Source organism: Oryzifoliimicrobium ureilyticum (assembly GCF_037199735.1).
GTDB lineage: Bacteria > Pseudomonadota > Alphaproteobacteria > Rhizobiales > Rhizobiaceae > Rhizobium > Rhizobium ureilyticus.
This window is the reverse complement of the sequence record NZ_JBBBVQ010000012.1, coordinates 69,440-87,119: the sequence shown is the minus strand read 5'-3', so window position 1 is coordinate 87,119 and position 17,680 is coordinate 69,440. Positions and strand designations below refer to the sequence as shown.

19 protein-coding genes are annotated in these 17,680 nt (G+C 57.4%); 11 read left to right on the top strand and 8 right to left on the bottom strand.

Annotated features, from left to right (window positions below; all coding sequences use genetic code 11):
- The first annotated feature begins 15 nt into the window (after window positions 1-15).
- Window positions 16-1,143, top strand: a complete 1,128-nt coding sequence (locus tag VQ830_RS16955; protein WP_438618087.1) for a D-alanyl-D-alanine carboxypeptidase family protein — start codon at window positions 16-18, stop codon at window positions 1,141-1,143.
- Window positions 1,144-1,205: 62 nt separating this feature from the next.
- A complete protein-coding gene (locus tag VQ830_RS16950) occupies window positions 1,206-2,351 on the top strand; it encodes a CobW family GTP-binding protein (protein WP_337269322.1) in 1,146 nt (381 codons plus the stop codon).
- A 1-nt stretch (window position 2,352) separates the two neighbouring features.
- Here the strand turns inward: VQ830_RS16950 and VQ830_RS16945 are convergent, their stop codons facing one another.
- The 5 genes from VQ830_RS16945 to VQ830_RS16925 all read right to left on the bottom strand — a co-directional run bounded on the left by VQ830_RS16945 (window position 2,353) and on the right by VQ830_RS16925 (window position 6,282).
- Entirely contained in the window at window positions 2,353-2,586 is a 234-nt protein-coding gene (locus VQ830_RS16945; RefSeq protein ID WP_438618119.1) for a sulfurtransferase TusA family protein, read from the bottom strand.
- A 13-nt stretch (window positions 2,587-2,599) separates the two neighbouring features.
- Window positions 2,600-3,859, bottom strand: coding sequence for a L,D-transpeptidase family protein (locus VQ830_RS16940; RefSeq protein WP_337269320.1), 1,260 nt, complete (start codon window positions 3,857-3,859; stop codon window positions 2,600-2,602).
- Window positions 3,860-4,128: 269 nt separating this feature from the next.
- A complete protein-coding gene (locus tag VQ830_RS16935) occupies window positions 4,129-5,082 on the bottom strand; it encodes an acetyl-CoA carboxylase carboxyltransferase subunit alpha (RefSeq protein ID WP_337269319.1) in 954 nt (317 codons plus the stop codon).
- 72 nt (window positions 5,083-5,154) lie between these two features.
- Window positions 5,155-6,108, bottom strand: coding sequence for a site-specific tyrosine recombinase XerD (gene xerD / locus VQ830_RS16930; RefSeq protein WP_337269318.1), 954 nt, complete (start codon window positions 6,106-6,108; stop codon window positions 5,155-5,157).
- 6 nt (window positions 6,109-6,114) lie between these two features.
- Window positions 6,115-6,282 (bottom strand): hypothetical protein, encoded by a 168-nt coding sequence (locus VQ830_RS16925; protein WP_337269317.1) that lies wholly within the window; start codon window positions 6,280-6,282, stop codon window positions 6,115-6,117.
- 148 nt (window positions 6,283-6,430) lie between these two features.
- On the opposite strand from VQ830_RS16925, the gene VQ830_RS16920 reads away from it, so the two are divergent.
- The 4 genes from VQ830_RS16920 to VQ830_RS16905 are packed head-to-tail and all read left to right on the top strand — an operon-like array spanning window position 6,431 to window position 9,963.
- On the top strand, window positions 6,431-7,021 hold the full coding sequence (locus VQ830_RS16920; protein ID WP_337269316.1) for a shikimate kinase: 591 nt from the start codon (window positions 6,431-6,433) through the stop codon (window positions 7,019-7,021).
- On the top strand, window positions 7,018-8,151 hold the full coding sequence (gene aroB, locus VQ830_RS16915; RefSeq protein ID WP_337269315.1) for a 3-dehydroquinate synthase: 1,134 nt from the start codon (window positions 7,018-7,020) through the stop codon (window positions 8,149-8,151). The genes VQ830_RS16920 and aroB overlap by 4 nt, the downstream gene beginning before the upstream one ends.
- Entirely contained in the window at window positions 8,148-9,482 is a 1,335-nt protein-coding gene (locus VQ830_RS16910) for an HlyC/CorC family transporter (protein ID WP_337269314.1), read from the top strand. Before aroB ends, VQ830_RS16910 begins: the two co-directional genes overlap by 4 nt.
- Before the next feature lies 1 nt (window position 9,483).
- Window positions 9,484-9,963 carry a DUF2938 domain-containing protein gene (locus VQ830_RS16905; protein WP_337269313.1) on the top strand — a complete coding sequence of 160 codons (480 nt, stop codon included), beginning with the start codon at window positions 9,484-9,486 and terminating at the stop codon, window positions 9,961-9,963.
- A gap of 194 nt (window positions 9,964-10,157) precedes the next feature.
- Here VQ830_RS16905 and VQ830_RS16900 read toward each other — a convergent pair whose 3' ends face one another.
- Complete coding sequence (locus VQ830_RS16900; protein WP_337269312.1) at window positions 10,158-10,442, bottom strand: BolA family protein; 285 nt, start codon at window positions 10,440-10,442, stop codon at window positions 10,158-10,160.
- Window positions 10,443-10,546: 104 nt separating this feature from the next.
- Between VQ830_RS16900 and VQ830_RS16895 the strand changes: the two genes are divergently transcribed.
- From VQ830_RS16895 to VQ830_RS16880, 4 genes are all read left to right on the top strand, one after another.
- Window positions 10,547-11,161 carry a J domain-containing protein gene (locus VQ830_RS16895; protein ID WP_337269311.1) on the top strand — a complete coding sequence of 205 codons (615 nt, stop codon included), beginning with the start codon at window positions 10,547-10,549 and terminating at the stop codon, window positions 11,159-11,161.
- Between the two features lie 300 nt (window positions 11,162-11,461).
- On the top strand, window positions 11,462-12,454 hold the full coding sequence (cobS, locus tag VQ830_RS16890; protein ID WP_337269310.1) for a cobaltochelatase subunit CobS: 993 nt from the start codon (window positions 11,462-11,464) through the stop codon (window positions 12,452-12,454).
- Between the two features lie 12 nt (window positions 12,455-12,466).
- Window positions 12,467-14,365, top strand: a complete 1,899-nt coding sequence (cobT, locus tag VQ830_RS16885; protein ID WP_337269309.1) for a cobaltochelatase subunit CobT — start codon at window positions 12,467-12,469, stop codon at window positions 14,363-14,365.
- A 49-nt stretch (window positions 14,366-14,414) separates the two neighbouring features.
- Window positions 14,415-15,389: an esterase-like activity of phytase family protein gene (locus tag VQ830_RS16880; protein WP_337269308.1), complete on the top strand. Its 975-nt coding sequence runs from the start codon at window positions 14,415-14,417 to the stop codon at window positions 15,387-15,389.
- A gap of 210 nt (window positions 15,390-15,599) precedes the next feature.
- Here the strand turns inward: VQ830_RS16880 and VQ830_RS16875 are convergent, their stop codons facing one another.
- Both VQ830_RS16875 and rpmB read right to left on the bottom strand, forming a co-directional pair.
- A complete protein-coding gene (locus VQ830_RS16875; RefSeq protein WP_337269307.1) occupies window positions 15,600-16,235 on the bottom strand; it encodes a VUT family protein in 636 nt (211 codons plus the stop codon).
- A gap of 114 nt (window positions 16,236-16,349) precedes the next feature.
- Window positions 16,350-16,640 (bottom strand): 50S ribosomal protein L28, encoded by a 291-nt coding sequence (gene rpmB / locus VQ830_RS16870; protein ID WP_337269306.1) that lies wholly within the window; start codon window positions 16,638-16,640, stop codon window positions 16,350-16,352.
- Window positions 16,641-16,877: 237 nt separating this feature from the next.
- On the opposite strand from rpmB, the gene VQ830_RS16865 reads away from it, so the two are divergent.
- Window positions 16,878-17,654: a DUF3108 domain-containing protein gene (locus tag VQ830_RS16865; RefSeq protein ID WP_337269305.1), complete on the top strand. Its 777-nt coding sequence runs from the start codon at window positions 16,878-16,880 to the stop codon at window positions 17,652-17,654.
- The last annotated feature ends 26 nt before the right edge of the window (window positions 17,655-17,680 follow it).

The window sequence follows — 17,680 nt, the reverse complement described above, 5'->3', positions numbered from 1 at the left end:
TATCGTAGGTAAACCTTGTCGATACGCATTCATCGTCCGTTTGTCGCCTGGCGGCCGCTCGCGGCAGCGATAGCAGCCATCACCTTCACTTTTGCGACAGCGGCGCAAGCCTTTGCCAGCCCTTTCATCCTCGTCGATGTCCAGACCGGGCGGGTTCTCGATCATCAGGATGCCTTTCATAAATGGTATCCGGCGTCACTGACAAAGCTTTTGACGATCTACACTGCGTTCGATGCTGTTCGCAGCGGCAAGATCACGCTTGAAACGCCGATCACGATGAGCAAGAGGGCAACCTCGCAGCCGCCGGCAAAGATGTTCTTCAAGCCTGGCCAGAAGCTCACCCTCGACAGTGCGATCAAGATCCTCATCGTGAAATCGGCAAATGATGTCGCCGTCGCTGTAGCTGAAGCGGTCGGAGGCACGCAGGAAGCCTTCGTTACCAAGATGAACGAAGAAGCTCATAAGCTCGGGATGAACGATTCTCGCTTCATCAATCCGAACGGCTTGCCCGGCAAGGGCCAATATACGACCGCACGAGACCTTGCCATTCTGGCCGTCGCGCTGCGGCGTGACTTTCCTCAGTATGCCGGCTATTTCTCGCTGGAGGGCATCACCACCGGAAAGCAGGATATCCCGGCTATCAATGTGCTGATCGGCCGCTTCGATGGTGCGGACGGCATGAAGACCGGATTTATCTGTGCTTCGGGGTTCAATCAGGTCAGTTCGGCAACCCGCAATGGACGCACGCTCGTTTCCGTTGTTCTTGGCACGGACAGCCTTGCGGCGCGCGCGGACAGATCGGCGGATCTTCTGCAAAAGGGTTTTGTTTCGGTGCCAAGCGGCAATGAGACGCTCGGCAGCTTGAAGCCGGATGCACCTGGGCAGGCAGATGTTGCAGACATTTCTGCCGATATCTGCAGCGCAAAGGGTGCGAAGGTCCGCAGCGAAACCCGCGACGAAGTCGGGCGAATGAAGACCCAGTCGCCCTATATTCACGAGCGCGACCATGAGCCGAACTTCGTTTTTGCCGGCCTCATTCCAGGTCAAGAACCACCGGCACCCGATAATGCGCCAAAAGCGGCTGCGGAGGCCGGCCTCGTCGCCAATGTGCCGGTGCCGCTGCCGCGACCTGCGTCATTCTAATGTGCGGAGACAGACGTGCCTGTGGATTAAGCACAGGCATGCAACCTTAATCGGGAACGCTTATGTCCGTTGCTTCCACTCGCATACCGGTCACCATCCTCACGGGGTTTCTCGGTGCAGGCAAATCGACTTTGCTCAACCGGATTCTCAAAGACACCGCCATGCGGGATGCTGCGATTATCATCAATGAATTCGGTGATGTCGGCATCGATCATCTCCTGGTACAGAGCTCCAGCGATTCAATCATCGAATTGTCCGATGGTTGCCTGTGCTGCACGGTACGCGGCGAACTTGTCGATACGCTTGCCAATCTGATGGACGCCATCCAGACGGGGCGCAGCCGCACCCTCAGCCGTGTGGTGGTAGAGACAACCGGTCTTGCGGATCCGGCGCCGGTGATGCAAGCGGTGATGGGAAACCCTGTTATTGCCAACAATTTCGAACTCGACAGCGTCGTCACCGTCGTCGATGCCGTCAACGGTATTTCGACGCTCGATCATCATGAAGAAGCGCGCCGTCAGGTTGCGGTGGCCGATCGCCTGATCCTGTCAAAGAAAACGCTCTCGACGCCAGGCGAGGTCGAAAGACTGGAAGCAAGGTTGCGTTCACTCAATCCACGCGCGCCGCTGAGCGATGCTGACGCAAGTGCCACTGGGACAGCCGCTATCTTGATCAACGGGCTTTATGATCCCACCACGAAAATTGCCGACGTGTCACGCTGGCTTCAGGCAGAAACAGGTGATCATGGTCATGCGCATGATCATGATCACCACCACCATGATCATGGCCATCACGATCACACGCACCATCATCATGATGTGAACCGACATGACGAAGCGATCCGCTCGTTTTCGATTGTTGAGGACAAGCCGATCGATCCCGCCGCCATCGAAATGTTCATCGATCTTCTGCGGTCGGCGCATGGTGAAAAACTGCTGCGCATGAAAGCGATCGTCGCCACATCCGACAAGCCGGATCGCCCGCTCGTCCTGCATGGCGTTCAGTCGATCTTTCATCCGCCCAGACGGCTTCCGGCCTGGCCCGATGGCTCGGATCGCCGCACGCGGATGGTGATCATCACGCGCGATCTACCCGAAGATTTCGTCCGCGGCCTCTTCGACGCCTTCCTGGGTCGCCCGCGCGTCGATGCGCCGGACAGAACGGCGCTGGAAGACAACCCGCTCGCAGTACCGGGCATGCGCTTTTAGATCAAGTCCCCGCCATTGATCCTTTTTGGATCATAAAGACATGACCGTTGGCCGTGCGCTCGCTGGACAGGAGCTGGTGACCGTCTTGCTGGCAAAGGTGTGGAATGTCGATCCCAGCCAGGGGATCTGTCGTTTCGACGCGCAAGACGGCGCCTGATACCAGACTTTTAAGACGTTTGCGCGTCTTCAATGCGGGCAAAGGGCATTTCAGCCCCTTGAGATCGCATTCGGCAATTGCCTGCACCCGATCAGTTCTTTGACCAGAATTTCCAGAACGGCTTTTTAGCATCGGCGTCAGCCGTCTCCTCAGGCGGTGTCGGCGCAAAAGCAAGCGGGTTCGGTGTCGGGACCGGCACGGATGACGGTGTAGGTGTTGCCAGTGCGACAGAGGTCGTTGCCTGCGGCGCTGCTACCGGAGTGGAGGCGGTCGTCGTTGGCTGTGGCGTTGACGATGCTGCCGTTCCGCGGGCCAAGGTGTTTGCCGTCTGGTTCGCGACCATGGATTCAAGATCGGCGACCTTGACCATCTTGCCTGCCTCGAGAGAGGTGCCGGTCGGTGCATAAGCAAGGTCATGGCCCTTGCGCTGCTTGGCGACAACCGCCTTGCGCTCGGCTTCGGACGGATCATACCAAGCCATGCCATCAAACTTGCGCGACGCCTTCTCGTAGTCGAGCTTGTAGTTTTTTTCGTAGGCTGCCAGTGCCGCTGTCAACTGCGCAGGGCTCGACATGGCCGGGCACTTGCCCGCCGCGTTAAACCCGGCGCCATTTTCCGTCTGCTGATTGAAGACATATTTCTTCTCGCAGACTTCGACCTCCGGCGGGCGTTTCGTCACCTCGAAATTATCGTAACCGACCTTCAGCATATTCCAGAAGTCGATATTCGGGCTCAGGCGGTGCTTGAACATGTTTTCCGCCGTCATGCGGAATGGGAAGGCCTGCAACTGAATGCTGGTCTGGCCACCACGGAACGCATCGCGCGCGAAAGCATAGATTTCCAGAACCTGCTCGTCTGTCATCGAATAGCAGCCAGACGAGGAGCATGCGCCGTGGATCATGAGATCGCGGCCGGTGCGGCCGTTGGCTGCATCATACTTGTTCGGGAAGCCGGTATTGATCGCCAGATAATATTTCGAATTCGGATTGAGATTGGTCCGGCTGAGATTATAGAAGCCTTCCGGTGCCTGACGATCGCCTTCCTTGACCTTAGGGCCAAGCCGTCCTGACCAGGCGCAGATCTTATAATCGGCGATCTTGTCGAACCGGTTATCCCGCTTCGCTTTCCAGATCTCCATCACGCCTTCTTCCTTGAAGATGCGGATCATGATCGGCGAATTGCGATCCATTCCCTTGGCGCTGATCTGCTGAAGGATGCGGTCGGGAAGCGGTTGCTCGACCTTGTTCTTGACCGTCGACAAATCAATTTTCGAGGCTGTTTCCAACGTATCGTTGCAGCCGGTCAGAGCCAAGGCTACAAGGGACACATATGCTAGATAGCGTAATCGCATCAAACCCGCCCGACAAAAAATACGACCTGGTACGTGAGAACCGGCCTTCGGCCGAAACCTTAATCGTCTATGGTTGACGATTTCTTACAAGGTTTACACGCTTCGGCCTCATCCCTGCAAGCGCCGAAGTCCGTGTTAATTATGCCCTGCCTGCGTTGTCTGGCTTTCGCGCCCTGCGCATCTGCGGTATCGCCCCTGCCTGACAAGCAAGGCGCCCATCAACATCAGATGATTACGCCCGAATAAAGTCATGCCGTCGCTGGTCGGAATCAGAGATTGCGTCCCATAGACAGGAACTTCTGACGCCGATCGTTCAAGAGCTTCTCGCCCGGCTGTGGCGTCAGCTCAGCGAGTGCCCCGGCAATGACGTCACCGGTCGCCGAAATGACGCTGTCTGGATCGCGATGCGCGCCGCCAAGCGGCTCAGGGATAATGCCGTCGATGATGCCGAAAGTTTTGAGGTCCTCGGCGGTGATCTTCATGTTGGCGGCCGCTTCCTTGGCGCGAGTGGAATCGCGCCATAGAATGGAGGCAGCGCCTTCCGGCGAGATAACGCTGTAGACGGAATGTTCGAGCATATAGACGCGATTGCCGGTCGCAATGGCAATTGCACCACCGGAGCCGCCTTCGCCGATGATGACGGAGATGATCGGAACCTTGACCTTCAAGCACATTTCGGTGGAGCGCGCGATCGCCTCTGCTTGGCCGCGCTCTTCAGCGCCGATGCCAGGGTAAGCGCCGGCCGTATCTACCAGTGTGATCACCGGCAGGCCAAAGCGATCTGCCATCTCCAGGATGCGGATCGCCTTGCGATAGCCTTCCGGACGGGCACTGCCGAAATTATGTTTCAGGCGGCTTTTGGTATCATTGCCCTTTTCCTGGCCGATGATAGCCACCGGCTGGCCGCGAAAGCGGCCAAGGCCTGTCTGTATCGCGGCATCTTCGGCAAACTTGCGGTCTCCGGCAAGCGGCGTGAATTCTTCGAAGAGCCTGGCGGCATAATCGATGAAGTGCGGACGCTGCGGATGACGTGCGACCTGTGTTTTCTGCCAGGGATTGAGTTTCGAATAGATGTCCACCATGGCTTCGCGTACGCGAACCTCGAGGCGTGCGATCTCGTCCGACGTGTCGATGCTCTCGTCTTCCGACGCCAGCTTTTTCAGGTCGATGATCTTTCCTTCCAGATCGGAGATCGGCTTTTCGAAATCGAGGTAATTGTGCATGAGGTGCGTTTCCGTTCCTTTTGCCCGGTCATCTGGTGGCATTTTTCGCCGGCAAGTCTCGCGCTGCCGGTCCTATTCGTGCTTTTTTTGCTGTTTTGCAAGGGGGTGATGGTTTTGCACCAGTGCCTGAAGCCTTTCCTCCAGCACGTGTGTGTAGATTTGCGTGGTCGAAATGTCTGAATGGCCAAGCAATTCTTGTACGGCGCGCAGGTCCGCGCCATTGGCAAGAAGATGGCTCGCAAAGGCATGGCGCATGACATGTGGCGAGATTGTGGAGGGCGGCACACCCGCCCTGATGGCCAGGTTTTTCAGCTCGCGGGCAAAAACCTGTCGCGGCAGATGTCCCTCTTTGGAGGCTGCCGGGAAGAGCCAGGGGCTATCCTTGTCGACGCGTCCCTTTTCCAACTCCTGCGCCAGAGCCTTACCGTAACTTTCCATCGCAGCGCTTGCCGATCGCGACAGCGGCACCATCCGTTCCTTGTTTCCTTTCCCCTTGATGAGAAGGAAACGGCCTTTCGTATCCAGCGTACGCAGCGGCAAGGTGACGAGTTCGCTCACGCGCATACCGGTGGCGTACAGAAGTTCGAGAAGCGCCAACATTCGCAGGCGCTGGAATTGGCCTGGCGAGGGATCCGCCGCTTCCGCTTCCGCCTGCGTCAGCAGGCGCGTGACATCGTCTGTGCCAAGGGTCTTGGGCAAGGGGCGTGATTTTCGCGGCGCATCGAGGATCCCGGTCGGATCATCGCCGCGCACTCCCTCGGCATAGAGAAACTTGTAAAACTGGCGCATGGCGGCCAGACGACGTGCTTGCGACGTCGGGGCAAAGCCCCGGGCGACAAGATCGCCAAGGTAATCGGCCAGGTCCGAGGAGGCGGCCTCGACGATGGCGACGCTCTTCTCATTAAGAAAATCCGCCATGTCGTCCAGATCGCGCTGATAGGACTGCAGCGTATTGTCGGCGGCGCCGCGTTCTGCGCTCAGCATTTCCAAGAAGGCTTCGACTTGCAGGCGGCCCCTGTCACGCATGGCCCATCACTTCTCTCCTTTTGACGGAGGCTGCGGGTTTAGTCGTTCGGCCGGCACGCGGATAGTGATATCGCGCTCTTGCGGTTCCACAAAGGTCGCAAGTGCCCACATCGCTCCCCACACGGCCCCTGCAAGCACCACGAGGATCGTCAGGAAGCGAATGAGGGTCGGCATCTAATTACTCCTGCGAATCTGCTCTTTATATGAAGACGCTGTTTTGCCCGTGCAAGATACTGTTTCCCGCTGATCTTTGGCTGTCACCGGCTTGACGCTTACCGCTCATTTGTCGATACCCTTTGCAAACAAAAGATGAATGGACGATATGAGCGAGACGATTACCCCAGTTGCCGAAAGTCTGAAGGATCGGGCGCTCGCCGCGCTTGGACCGCGCAATCTGGTCTTCGTCGGGCTGATGGGGGCAGGCAAGTCCGTTATTGGCCGGCTGGTCGCTCAGCAACTCAATATTCCTTTCGTCGACAGCGATACCGAAATAGAGCGCGTCTCGCGCATGACGATCACGGAACTCTTTGCAAGCTATGGCGAAGACGAGTTTCGTGCGCTGGAATCCAGGGTCATCAAGCGCCTCCTGAAAGCCGGCCCGCGGGTCGTTTCAGTTGGTGGCGGCGCTTTCATCAATGAGCGAAGCCGGCGCCATATCAAGCGCGGCGGCCTCTCCATCTGGCTGAAGGCTGATCTCGACGTGCTTTGGGAACGCGTCAAGAAGCGTGATACTCGGCCGCTGCTGAAGACCGAAAACCCGAAACAAACGCTGCAGAATCTCATGGATGCACGCTATCCCATCTATGCGCAGGCCGACATGACGGTCGTGTCGCGCGATGCGCGCAAGGACATTATTGCTGAAGAGGTTTTGCAGGCTCTGATCAAAGTGCATGGTGAAAGTACGAAATCATGATGGCCCTCAATGATGCCGCTCATTCGCAGACCGTTCATGTTCCGCTTGGCGAGCGGGCTTACGACATTCTGATCGGGCCAGGCCTGATTGCCGGCCTGGGCGCCGAAATTGCCCGTCGCCTGAAAGGCCGCAAAGCTGCCATCGTCACCGATGAGCATGTTGGGCCGATCTACATGGATGTCGTGCGGGCGAGCCTTGAGGCTGCCGGGATCGCGTCGGCGATCGTTACGCTTCCGGCGGGAGAAAAGACCAAGAGCTTCGAGCATCTGATGACGGTATGCGACGAGGTGTTGGGCGCGCGCATCGAGCGCAATGATGCCGTGATCGCGCTCGGCGGCGGCGTTATCGGCGATCTGACGGGTTTTGCCGCGGGGATCGTTCGCCGCGGCGTTCGTTTCGTCCAGGTGCCGACCTCCCTGCTTGCGCAAGTGGATTCTTCAGTGGGCGGCAAGACTGGCATCAATACCCGGCACGGCAAGAACCTCGTCGGTGTCTTCCATCAGCCAGACCTGGTGGTGGCCGATACCAACGTGCTGGACACGCTTTCTCCGCGTGAATTTCGTGCCGGCTACGCCGAGGTCGCCAAATATGGATTGATCGACCGGCCGGAGTTCTTTTCCTGGCTGGAAGAAAATTGGCGTCAGGTTTTTTCAGGTGGCGAGGCTCGCATCCAGGCAATTGCCACGAGTTGCCGCGCCAAGGCGGAAGTGGTCGTTGCCGACGAGCGCGAGAACGGCCAGCGTGCGCTTCTCAATCTCGGACATACCTTCGGCCATGTGCTAGAGGCTGCAACGGCCTATGACGGAAGCCGTCTGGTTCATGGCGAGGGCGTTGCGATCGGCATGGTGTTGGCGCATGAGTTTTCTGCTCGATTCAATCTTGCCAGCCCCGACGATGCGCAGCGCGTCGAGGCTCACCTGAAGGCTGTCGGTCTGCCGACGCGCATTGCCGATATTCCCGGCGCCTTGCCGCCCGCCGAGCATTTGATGGAAGCGATCGCCCAGGACAAGAAGGTCAAGGGTGGTAAACTGACATTCATTCTCACACGCGGAATCGGGCGGTCCTTCGTGGCCGATGATGTTCCGCAGTCCGAGGTTCTCACTTTCCTGAAGGAAAAGCATCCGCAATGAGCCTCGACGGTACCCTGGCCTTTTTGGAAATCTACTGGCCGGAAATTCTGTCCATCCTGGCGCTTGTGTCGATTTCAGGCTTCTTTTCCGGTTCGGAAACCGCGCTGACGGCGGTTTCTCGCAGCCGCATTCACACTCTTGAGGCAAGCGGTGAGGCGAGGGCCGGTCTCGTGGCATCCCTGATCGAACGCAGGGATCGCTTGATCGGGGCGCTGCTCATTGGCAACAACCTCGCCAACATTTTGTCTTCGTCGATCGCGACAAGCGTGTTGCTAGGCATGTTCGGACCCTCCGGCGTTGCCTTTGCCACATTGGCCATGACCGTCGTTCTGGTGGTGTTTGCCGAAGTGTTGCCGAAAAGCTGGGCGATCTCCACGCCAGAACGCTTTGCACTCAACACAGCCTTCGCCGTCAAACTGTTCGTGGCCGTCGTGGGGCCGATCTCATCCGGCGTCAACATGCTGGTGCGCTGGATCCTAGGGCTTTTCGGCATCAATTTGTCGCGCGAGACGTCCATGCTGACGGCGCATGAGGAATTGAGGGGCGCTGTCGATCTTTTGCATCGGGAAGGCTCGGTCATCAAGGCGGATCGAGATCGCCTCGGCGGATTGCTCGATCTCGGCGAGCTCGAAGTCTCCGATATCATGATCCACCGTACGGCTATGCGCGCCGTCAATGCCGGTGATCCGCCTGAGGTCGCGGTCCGCTCGATCCTCGACAGCCCTTATACGCGATTGCCGGTATGGCGCGGTTCGACCGACAATATCATCGGCATCATCCATTCTAAGGATCTCCTGCGGGCATTGGCCGAACCGGATGCCCGTGCCGATCAGATCGACATCGTCAAGATTACCCAAAAACCTTGGTTCGTGCCCGATAGCACCAAGCTTGTCGACCAGCTCAACGCCTTCCTGCGCAGGAAGCAGCACTTTGCAGTCGTGGTAGACGAGTATGGCGAAGTTCAGGGCATCGTGACGCTTGAGGATATTCTGGAGGAGATCGTCGGCGACATTTCCGACGAACATGATATCGACATTCAGGGCGTTCGCCAGGAGGCCGACGGCTCGGTCGTTGTCGACGGATCCGTCCCGATACGCGATCTCAATCGCGCGCTCGATTGGCGTCTTCCGGACGACGAGGCGACGACGATTGCGGGCCTTGTCATCCACGAATCGATGACGATCCCGGAAGAGCGCCAAGCCTTCACCTTTTACGGAAAGCGCTTCATCGTCATGAAGCGGGAAAAAAATCGAATCACTCGATTGCGGATCAGGCCTGCGGAAGAGGAAGCCGCGGGGCCGACGTCAATCACACCTACAAAGGCGGTTTGAAGTGCTTGCTATCATTCTCAAAGGCGCCTTGATCGGCGCGGGTGCAACCATTTTGATGGACATCTGGGCTTTCCTCTATGCCGTCGCTGTAAAGGAAAATTCCCCTAACTGGGCGCCAATCGGCCGCTGGTTCCGCCATCTCGGGAAAGGCAAGGTGTTTCATACCGACATCGGACTGGCCGAACCCTACGACCACGAGTTGGTTCTGGGATGGATCGGCCATTATGCCGTCGGCATTATTTACGGGATTGCCTTCGTCTTGATGATGGGTGAGGGCTGGTTGGACATGCCGCGTTTTCTGCCGGCCTGGATATTCGGTTTGGTAACGGTGGCTTTCGGATGGTTCTTGCTGCAGCCGGGACTGGGAATAGGTTGGGCTGCATCGAAAACGCCCAACCCAAACAAGGTTCGCCTCCTCAACCTTATCGGTCATACGGTTTTCGGCTTTGGCCTTTACGGGACAGCGTTGCTGATCGCCTGAAGATCTTGCGAAGTCGGGCTTTTGCACCATATGAAGTCTGTAACCGGAAGGACGGTTTCATGTCGTTAGAGCTGAGCACCTTCCGCAAGATCCGGCCCTCCAATCAGAAAACCAATATGTCGATACGGTCAATTTACCGCAGGTCGATTTTCAAGCTCGGCTTCGTTACAGGATGAAAAGAAAATCGCGCTTGCCTACCAGCGAACAGATTCGCCCGGTGCAGCAGGCTCAATTGCCAGAGCATGCAGCCCCGCATCGAGTTCTTCCCTTAAGAGCTCGGTGACGGCCCGGTGTCTTGCCAGCCGGCTCATGCCGTTGAACTGAGAGGATATAATGCGCACACGCATATGTGTTTCGCCCGCGCCGGTCATGTCGGGATGATGGCCGGCGTGCAGATGGCTCTCGTTGATCACAGCCAAGCGCTCCGGCGCGAAGGCGGCGGTCAGCTTGGTTTCGATACGCTGTTGCAGATTGGCCATTTCGTCTCGATTGGCATTTGAAAAAGGGCTCCCAAAAAGCCAGCAAGATTCGTGTTTGTCAATTCTTGTTGTGGTGATCCGGGCACCCCATAATGAGCACTATCATGGGACTTGATTCAAAATACTTCGATCGTATCCGCACACGCCGCCGACGCCCCGTCGAGGAGCCGCCGTCCGCGCCAACATGTCAGTGGGACGGCTGTGACAAGCCGGGTGTTCACCGTGCGCCGGTGGGCCGTAACGCGGAGGGCCAGTTCTTCCTTTTCTGCTTCGAGCATGTGAAGGATTACAACAAGGGCTACAATTATTTCTCCGGCCTTTCGGACAGTGAAATCGCGCGCTACCAGAAGGAAGCGATCACCGGGCACAGGCCGACCTGGACGGTTGGTGTCAACGGCTCTGCGAAGAGTAGCCCTATTCAGGCCGATATTCGGTCTGGAGCCTATAACAGGGTCCGCGATCCATTCGGTTTCGTACAAGGCAACAAGTCGCGGGGCCCGCGTTTTCCCGAGCAGCGTAAGCTTAAGACGCTGGAGGCCAAGGCATTCGATACAATGGGTCTTGGAGCGAATGCGACGTCCAGCGAGATCAAATCCAAATATAAGGAATTGGTGAAGAAACATCACCCCGACGCCAATGGCGGCGACCGCGGCTCCGAGGAGCGGTTTCGCGCCGTCGTGCAGGCTTATCAATTGTTGAAGCAGAACGGTTTTTGTTGAAAGCCGTCCTTGCTCTTCGGTTTCAATCGGGTATGGTCCCGGTTGGCCGTGGCGGCGGGTGAACCGCAAATCCCTTTTGCGTGCGCCCAAGCGCTCGGTCCTTCTTCCGGATGTGGCGTTTCTTGTCCGGGACTTCCGCCAGTGCTTCGTGGGACGGTTTTCTCCTCAACGAAGTTTCTTTTCAGTCCCGGAGAAGCATCGCGACCTTCGAAATGAATGGGCGCTGCAGCATCCGTTTTAAGCTGGGTGCCGGTGGCTGAGATAAAATGGCCGGGTGTCTTTGCCCGCCTTGGAGACATGATGAGCAAGATCGAACTTGATATTCCCGAAATTCCCGACACAACCGTTTCCGTGCGGGAGGTCTTCGGCATTGATTCCGACATTCGTGTTCCGGCCTTCAGCAGAGGCGGGGCGCATGTGCCTGATCTCGATCCGGACTATCTTTTCGACAGGGAGACGACGCTCGCGATCCTGGCCGGATTTGCCCATAACCGACGCGTGATGATCTCCGGCTACCACGGTACCGGTAAATCATCGCATGTCGAGCAGGTGGCAGCGCGTCTTAACTGGCCTTGCGTTCGTATCAACCTCGATAGCCATGTCAGCCGTATCGACCTCGTCGGCAAGGACGCCATCGTCGTAAAAGAGGGGCTGCAGGTCACTGAATTCAAGGACGGCATTCTTCCTTGGGCCTACCAGCACAACATCGCGCTTGTCTTCGACGAGTATGATGCCGGTCGGCCGGATGTGATGTTCGTCATTCAGCGCGTGCTGGAATCGTCGGGCCGACTGACATTGCTCGACCAAAGCCGCGTTATCCGTCCGCACCCGGCCTTCCGTCTGTTCGCGACCGCCAATACGATTGGTCTCGGCGATACGACCGGCCTCTATCACGGCACGCAGCAGATTAACCAGGCGCAGATGGACCGCTGGTCTATCGTGACCACCTTGAACTATCTGCCGCACGAGCACGAGGTGAATATTGTCGCTGCCAAGGTGAAGAGCTTCGGTCGTGACAAGAACGGTCGCGATACCATTTCAAAGATGGTGCGCGTTGCCGATCTGACGCGCGCTGCCTTCATGAACGGCGACCTTTCGACCGTCATGAGCCCGCGTACGGTTATCACCTGGGCTGAAAATGCGGAAATCTTCGGCGACGTCGCTTTCGGCTTCCGCGTCACCTTCCTCAACAAATGCGACGAACTCGAGCGGCCGCTGGTGGCCGAACACTATCAGCGCGCCTTCGGCGTCGAGTTGAAGGAAAGCGCAGCCAATATCGTGCTGGAGGCATAAGGCCGATCAATCATGGCATCTCGCGGTGACAATTCGAAAGCCAAGACCGGAACCCCTGCCGACGCGGAGCCCTTGCGTCGGGCCATCGCCGGCTGCGTACGATCCGTTGCCGGTGAACGCGAGGTCGAGGTAACCTTCGCCAACGAACGCCCCGGTATGACGGGCGAACGCATCCGTCTGCCGGAACTGTCGCGCAAGCCGACGGCTCACGAGGTCGCTGTTACGCGCGGCCTTGGCGATTCCATGGCCCTGCGCCTGGCCTGCCATGACGAAAGGGTGCATGCCTCCATGGCGCCCGAAGGCGCCGATGCGCGCGTGGTTTTCGATGCCGTCGAGCAGGCGCGTGTCGAATCGATTGGTGCGCTCAGAATGGATGGCGTTGCCGCCAACCTGCGTTCGATGACCGAAGAGAAATACTCCAAGGCGAATTTCTCAGGGGTCGAGCGCCAGGAAGATGCCCCCATCGGCGAAGCCATGGCAATGATGGTGCGCGAAAAGCTGACGGGGGAAAAGCCGCCCGCGTCTGCCGGCAAGGTTCTCGACCTCTGGCGCTCCTTCATCGAGGAGAAAGCCGGAACCGATTTCAACAATCTGTCTGATGTCATCAATGACCAGCAGGCTTTTTCGAAGATCGTGCGTAACATGCTGACTGCCATGGAAATGGCCGAGCAGTACGGCGAGGATCAGAACGACCTCGACAATAACGAGGATTCCGACCAGGAAAACCAGCCTGAAGGTCAGGAAGAAAGCCAGGATCAGGTTGAAGAGGATGCCGGCTCCGATACGGCTCCCGTTGAAGACAGCGAAAATTCCGACGAAGAGCTGGAAGACGGCGAGACCGAAGGCGCCGAGATCTCCGACGACGATATGATGGAAGAGGGGGAGGACCAGTCCGAAACCCCTGGCGAGACCCGGCGACCGGCCACGCCCTTCGACGATTTCAACGAGAAAGTCGATTACAAGATCTTTACGGAGGAATTTGACGAGATCGTCACCGCTCAAGAACTGTGTGACGTGACCGAGCTCGAACGCCTTCGTGCGTTTCTCGATAAGCAGTTGTCGCATTTGCAAGGTGCGGTCGGTCGTCTTGCGAACCGCCTGCAGCGCCGCCTTATGGCGCAACAAAACCGCTCCTGGGACTTCGATCTCGAGGAGGGTTATCTCGATACGGCGCGCCTTCAGCGTATCATTCTCGATCCCATGCAGCCGCTCTCCTTTAAAATGGAGCGGGATACGCAGTTCCGGGATACGGTTGTCACGCTGTTAATCGATAATTCCGGTTCAATGCGCGGCAGGCCGATTACGGTTGCCGCCACCTGTGCCGATATTCTGGCGCGCACGCTCGAGCGCTGCGGCGTCAAGGTTGAGATCCTCGGCTTTACCACCAAGGCGTGGAAGGGCGGTCAGGCGCGTGAAGCCTGGCTTGGCAGCGGCAAGCCGCAGACGCCCGGGCGTCTTAATGACCTGCGTCACATCATTTACAAGTCTGCCGATGAGCCATGGCGACGCGCCCGCTCGAACCTCGGCTTGATGATGAGAGAAGGGCTGCTCAAGGAAAACATCGACGGAGAGGCTCTGATCTGGGCGCATAATCGCCTTCTCGCACGCCGTGAACAGCGACGGATTCTGATGATGATTTCCGATGGGGCGCCGGTCGACGATTCGACGCTGTCGGTCAATCCCGGCAATTATCTCGAGCGGCATTTGCGCGCCGTGATCGACCAGATCGAGTTGCGTTCACCGGTTGAACTTCTTGCCATCGGCATTGGTCACGACGTTACCCGTTACTATCGCCGCGCCGTCACCATCGTAGATGCGGACGAGCTGGCGGGCGCGATGACGGAACAGCTTGCATCTCTTTTCGAGGATCAGGCCTCCCAGCCTCGTGGGCGGCTTCGTCGTGCCGGCTGATTGCGAAACCTAACGTATGGGGATTTTGAAGAGGATGCGCTTTGCGCTGATGGCAGGCCTTTTGACGGCTGCCACAGCCATCGCGGCTGATCCCGTTCCTGACAAGATCGATGTGCAAAGCAGGTTGATCAGCCAGTTCAAGATGGGATCGTCGGAGACCCGGTTTGGGCCCTTGGAATTTCTTGGCGGCATTGAGATGAGTTCTCCGAACAGCCTGTTCGGATCGCTGTCGTCAATCCGCTTGAGACCCGATCATGCCCGCTTCATCGGCGTCCTCGATACCGGGCACTGGATGACCGGCGTTATCGAGCGTGACGGAAAAGGCATGCTGAGCGGGATCAACGAGGTGCGCATTACCGCAATGCGAGACCGTGCCGGGAGAGTCTTCAACGCTAAAGGGCCGATGGATGCCGAAGGCCTTGCCGTCGATGACGGGCGCATTCTTGTGTCCTTTGAAGGAAAGCACCGCATTGAAGCCTATCCAGCGTCTGATTTCGAGATGTCTCGCTCGATCGCAACGCTGCCGTTCCCTATCCCCAATCGGCAAATGAAGAAAAACAAGGGGCTGGAAACGCTGGCAGTTGCGCCAGTCGACAGCCCTTTGCGCGGCTCTCCGGTCGCCGTTTGCGAAGAGAGCTTCGATAGGGACGGTGAGCTTTGTGCGGCTGTTCTCGATGGACCCTTGAAGGGGCGCTTCTCTGTCGTCAGGAAAGGCGATTTCGATCCGACCGACGGTACTTTTCTGCCGAATGGCGACCTTTTGTTGCTCGAGCGTCGCTTCAGTCTCCTGGCGGGAGTCGGCATGCAATTGCGTCTGATCGACCAGGCATCGATCCGTCCTGGCGCGGTCGTTGACGGCAAGATCTTGATGACGGCCGACTCGCACTACGAAATCGACAACATGGAAGGCCTCGATGTTTTTCAGGCCGATGACGGATCAACGCATGTGATCATCGTTTCCGATGACAATAATTCCTTCTTGCAGCGAAACATCATGTTGGAGTTTCGCCTTCACGATCAGTGATCAGCCCTTTCGTCTTGCGATAGGCGGCAATCAGAACGCCGTCGATCTTAGTCACGCTGGACATGACCGCAGCCAGAGGAAGCCAATTTCGAGCAAATCGCAAGCCGCTGAAATGAAGAAGACGCCGCATCCTGCGACGTCTTCATTTCTCTAGCGTGTCCGTTGCTGACGGAGCGCTGCGTCAGACTCTTGGTTTGATGGTGACTTTGATTACCGGTTCTGCAATGCCGGCACCGGCTTCAGGATATTCATCAAAGCGCCGTAGGGCAGCAGCATGACAAGGCCGACCAGAAGCTTGACCCAGAAATCGCCGATGGCCCAGGAGATCCAGCGCGGCGCTTCGGCCGAAAAAAGGCCAAGCACAGGCGAAAGCTGCAGTGCGAAGGGCTCGTTTGGCCCGAAAATCACGAAGATCGGCGCAAAGGCGAAGGAGAAGAAAATGATCGTGTCGAGCGCAGAGCCAATCAGCGAGCCGGTGAGGGGTGCCCGCCACCAGCTTTGCCGACGCAGGCGGTTGAAGAGGGCTATATCCAAAAACTGCCCGGCGAGATAGGCCGACCCTGACGCAACTGCGATGCGCGCCGCCGAGGTGTAAAAGGACAGTGCCACGCCAACAACGAAGCCGGCGAAAACCACTTTGCGTGCAGCGCTCGGACCGAACTGGCGATTCGTGAGATCCGTTACGAGAAAGGCGAGGGGATAGGTAAAGGCGCCCCAGGTCAAAAGATCGGCGAGATTGACGGTGCCGATCGTAACGTTGAGCGGAAATTGAACGAGAAAATTTGACGCGACAACGACAGCCGTCATCAGCGCAACATAAAGAATAATCGCGTGTGTCTTACGCATTTTTTTATCCTGGGTGATGCCACCAGTTAGAGCCACAATTTCAAAAATGAAAAGGCTTGACCGGATGTTGTCCGAACAAGCCTTTCAAAATAAAGCGTCGAAAGCTTGAAGCGCTTAAGCGGCTTCTGCAACCTTCTTTGCAATCTGGCGACGCAGCAGACGAGCGCGCATCGACAGTTCGTTTTCGCTAGCCTTCAGCAGGAATGCGTCGAGACCACCGCGATGCTCAACGGAGCGGAGAGCCGCTGCAGAAACACGCAGACGGTAGCGCTGGCCGAGCGCGTCAGAGATGAGCGTAACCTGGCAGAGGTTTGGCAGGAAACGGCGCTTGGTCTTGTTGTTGGCGTGGCTGACGTTATTTCCCGTCATGACGCCCTTGCCGGTCAATTCGCACACGCGAGACATTGGACACCTATTCTTGTTTTTCTCGGCCGCCGAATTACGTTGCCCCGGCAAAACCGGTTCTTGCAATCCAACAGGCATTGATTGGAAAGTTGCGGTTCTATAGTCAGAGAGTACGGCTCAGTCAAGCCAAACCTTGGACTTTCCCGCAATTCCGTCAAAAAGCTCAGCTTTTCTGCGGTTTGGAGCGGTGCCCCGTACAGTTGTAGATAACACAGTCTGGTAGGAAAAGAGACAGATATGGCGCGATTGATCAAAGGTTTTGTGGGAGCGATGCTGATGGCGGCTCTCGCGGCGCCGGCTGAGGCAGACGAAATCAGGCATCAGACGGAATATTCCGTGTCGCTCGGCATCATCACAATCGCGCGGGCAGCCTTTCTCACCAGGATCGAGGACGATCATAGCTACAAAGTATCAGGCGACATCAGTTCTGCGGGATTGGCGGACCTTGTGACGACGATTTCAGCCAAGACGAATGTGACGGGTGATATCGAAGGCGGCCGTCTGCGTGCCTCGGCCTATACGCTCTATTATAAGTCTGGCAAGAAGGCGCGGACCTATGAGGTCCGCTATTCCAACGGCAACATTGTTTCGACCAAGATAACACCCTCCCGCAAACCGCCTGAAAATTGGATCAGCGTAAGACCTGGCGACCTGCGTTCAGTTCTCGATCCCATTTCCGGCCTGATCTTCCCTGCCAGTACCAATCCCTGTAGCCAGCGCCTGCCGATCTTCGATGGCGAGATGCGCATGGACCTTGCGCTTTCGCCGAAGGGCACCAAGGATTTTACGACCAATGGCTTCAGCGGTAAAACGATGGTGTGCAGCGTCCGCTTCACGCCGAAGGCAGGTTACAAGAAAGGCCGCAAGGATATCGACTACCTCGCCAAAAGCGGGGGCATGGAGATCTGGTTTGCCAAGGCCGATAAAGCAAATCTAATTGCCCCTGTTTACGTCAGCATTCCGACGCAATATGGAACATTGACCATTAAGGCCGTGAAATACGCGGCTGGCTAAAGACCGCGAGCCGATGAGCGCGGGGC

Bases quoted from the DNA above. Each gene is read 5' to 3' on its own strand.
- VQ830_RS16875 (WP_337269307.1), bottom strand. From the start codon at position 16,235: ATGCGTAAGACACACGCGATTATTCTTTATGTTGCGCTGATGACGGCT.
- VQ830_RS16950 (WP_337269322.1), top strand. From the start codon at position 1,206: ATGTCCGTTGCTTCCACTCGCATACCGGTCACCATCCTCACGGGGTTT.
- cobT (WP_337269309.1), top strand. From the start codon at position 12,467: ATGGCATCTCGCGGTGACAATTCGAAAGCCAAGACCGGAACCCCTGCC.
- cobS (WP_337269310.1), top strand. From the start codon at position 11,462: ATGAGCAAGATCGAACTTGATATTCCCGAAATTCCCGACACAACCGTT.
- VQ830_RS16900 (WP_337269312.1), bottom strand. From the start codon at position 10,442: ATGGCCAATCTGCAACAGCGTATCGAAACCAAGCTGACCGCCGCCTTC.
- VQ830_RS16935 (WP_337269319.1), bottom strand. From the start codon at position 5,082: ATGCACAATTACCTCGATTTCGAAAAGCCGATCTCCGATCTGGAAGGA.
- VQ830_RS16920 (WP_337269316.1), top strand. From the start codon at position 6,431: ATGAGCGAGACGATTACCCCAGTTGCCGAAAGTCTGAAGGATCGGGCG.
- VQ830_RS16865 (WP_337269305.1), top strand. From the start codon at position 16,878: ATGGCGCGATTGATCAAAGGTTTTGTGGGAGCGATGCTGATGGCGGCT.
- VQ830_RS16880 (WP_337269308.1), top strand. From the start codon at position 14,415: ATGGCAGGCCTTTTGACGGCTGCCACAGCCATCGCGGCTGATCCCGTT.
- rpmB (WP_337269306.1), bottom strand. From the start codon at position 16,640: ATGTCTCGCGTGTGCGAATTGACCGGCAAGGGCGTCATGACGGGAAAT.
- aroB (WP_337269315.1), top strand. From the start codon at position 7,018: ATGATGGCCCTCAATGATGCCGCTCATTCGCAGACCGTTCATGTTCCG.
- xerD (WP_337269318.1), bottom strand. From the start codon at position 6,108: ATGCGTGACAGGGGCCGCCTGCAAGTCGAAGCCTTCTTGGAAATGCTG.
- VQ830_RS16910 (WP_337269314.1), top strand. From the start codon at position 8,148: ATGAGCCTCGACGGTACCCTGGCCTTTTTGGAAATCTACTGGCCGGAA.
- VQ830_RS16895 (WP_337269311.1), top strand. From the start codon at position 10,547: ATGGGACTTGATTCAAAATACTTCGATCGTATCCGCACACGCCGCCGA.
- VQ830_RS16925 (WP_337269317.1), bottom strand. From the start codon at position 6,282: ATGCCGACCCTCATTCGCTTCCTGACGATCCTCGTGGTGCTTGCAGGG.
- VQ830_RS16940 (WP_337269320.1), bottom strand. From the start codon at position 3,859: ATGCGATTACGCTATCTAGCATATGTGTCCCTTGTAGCCTTGGCTCTG.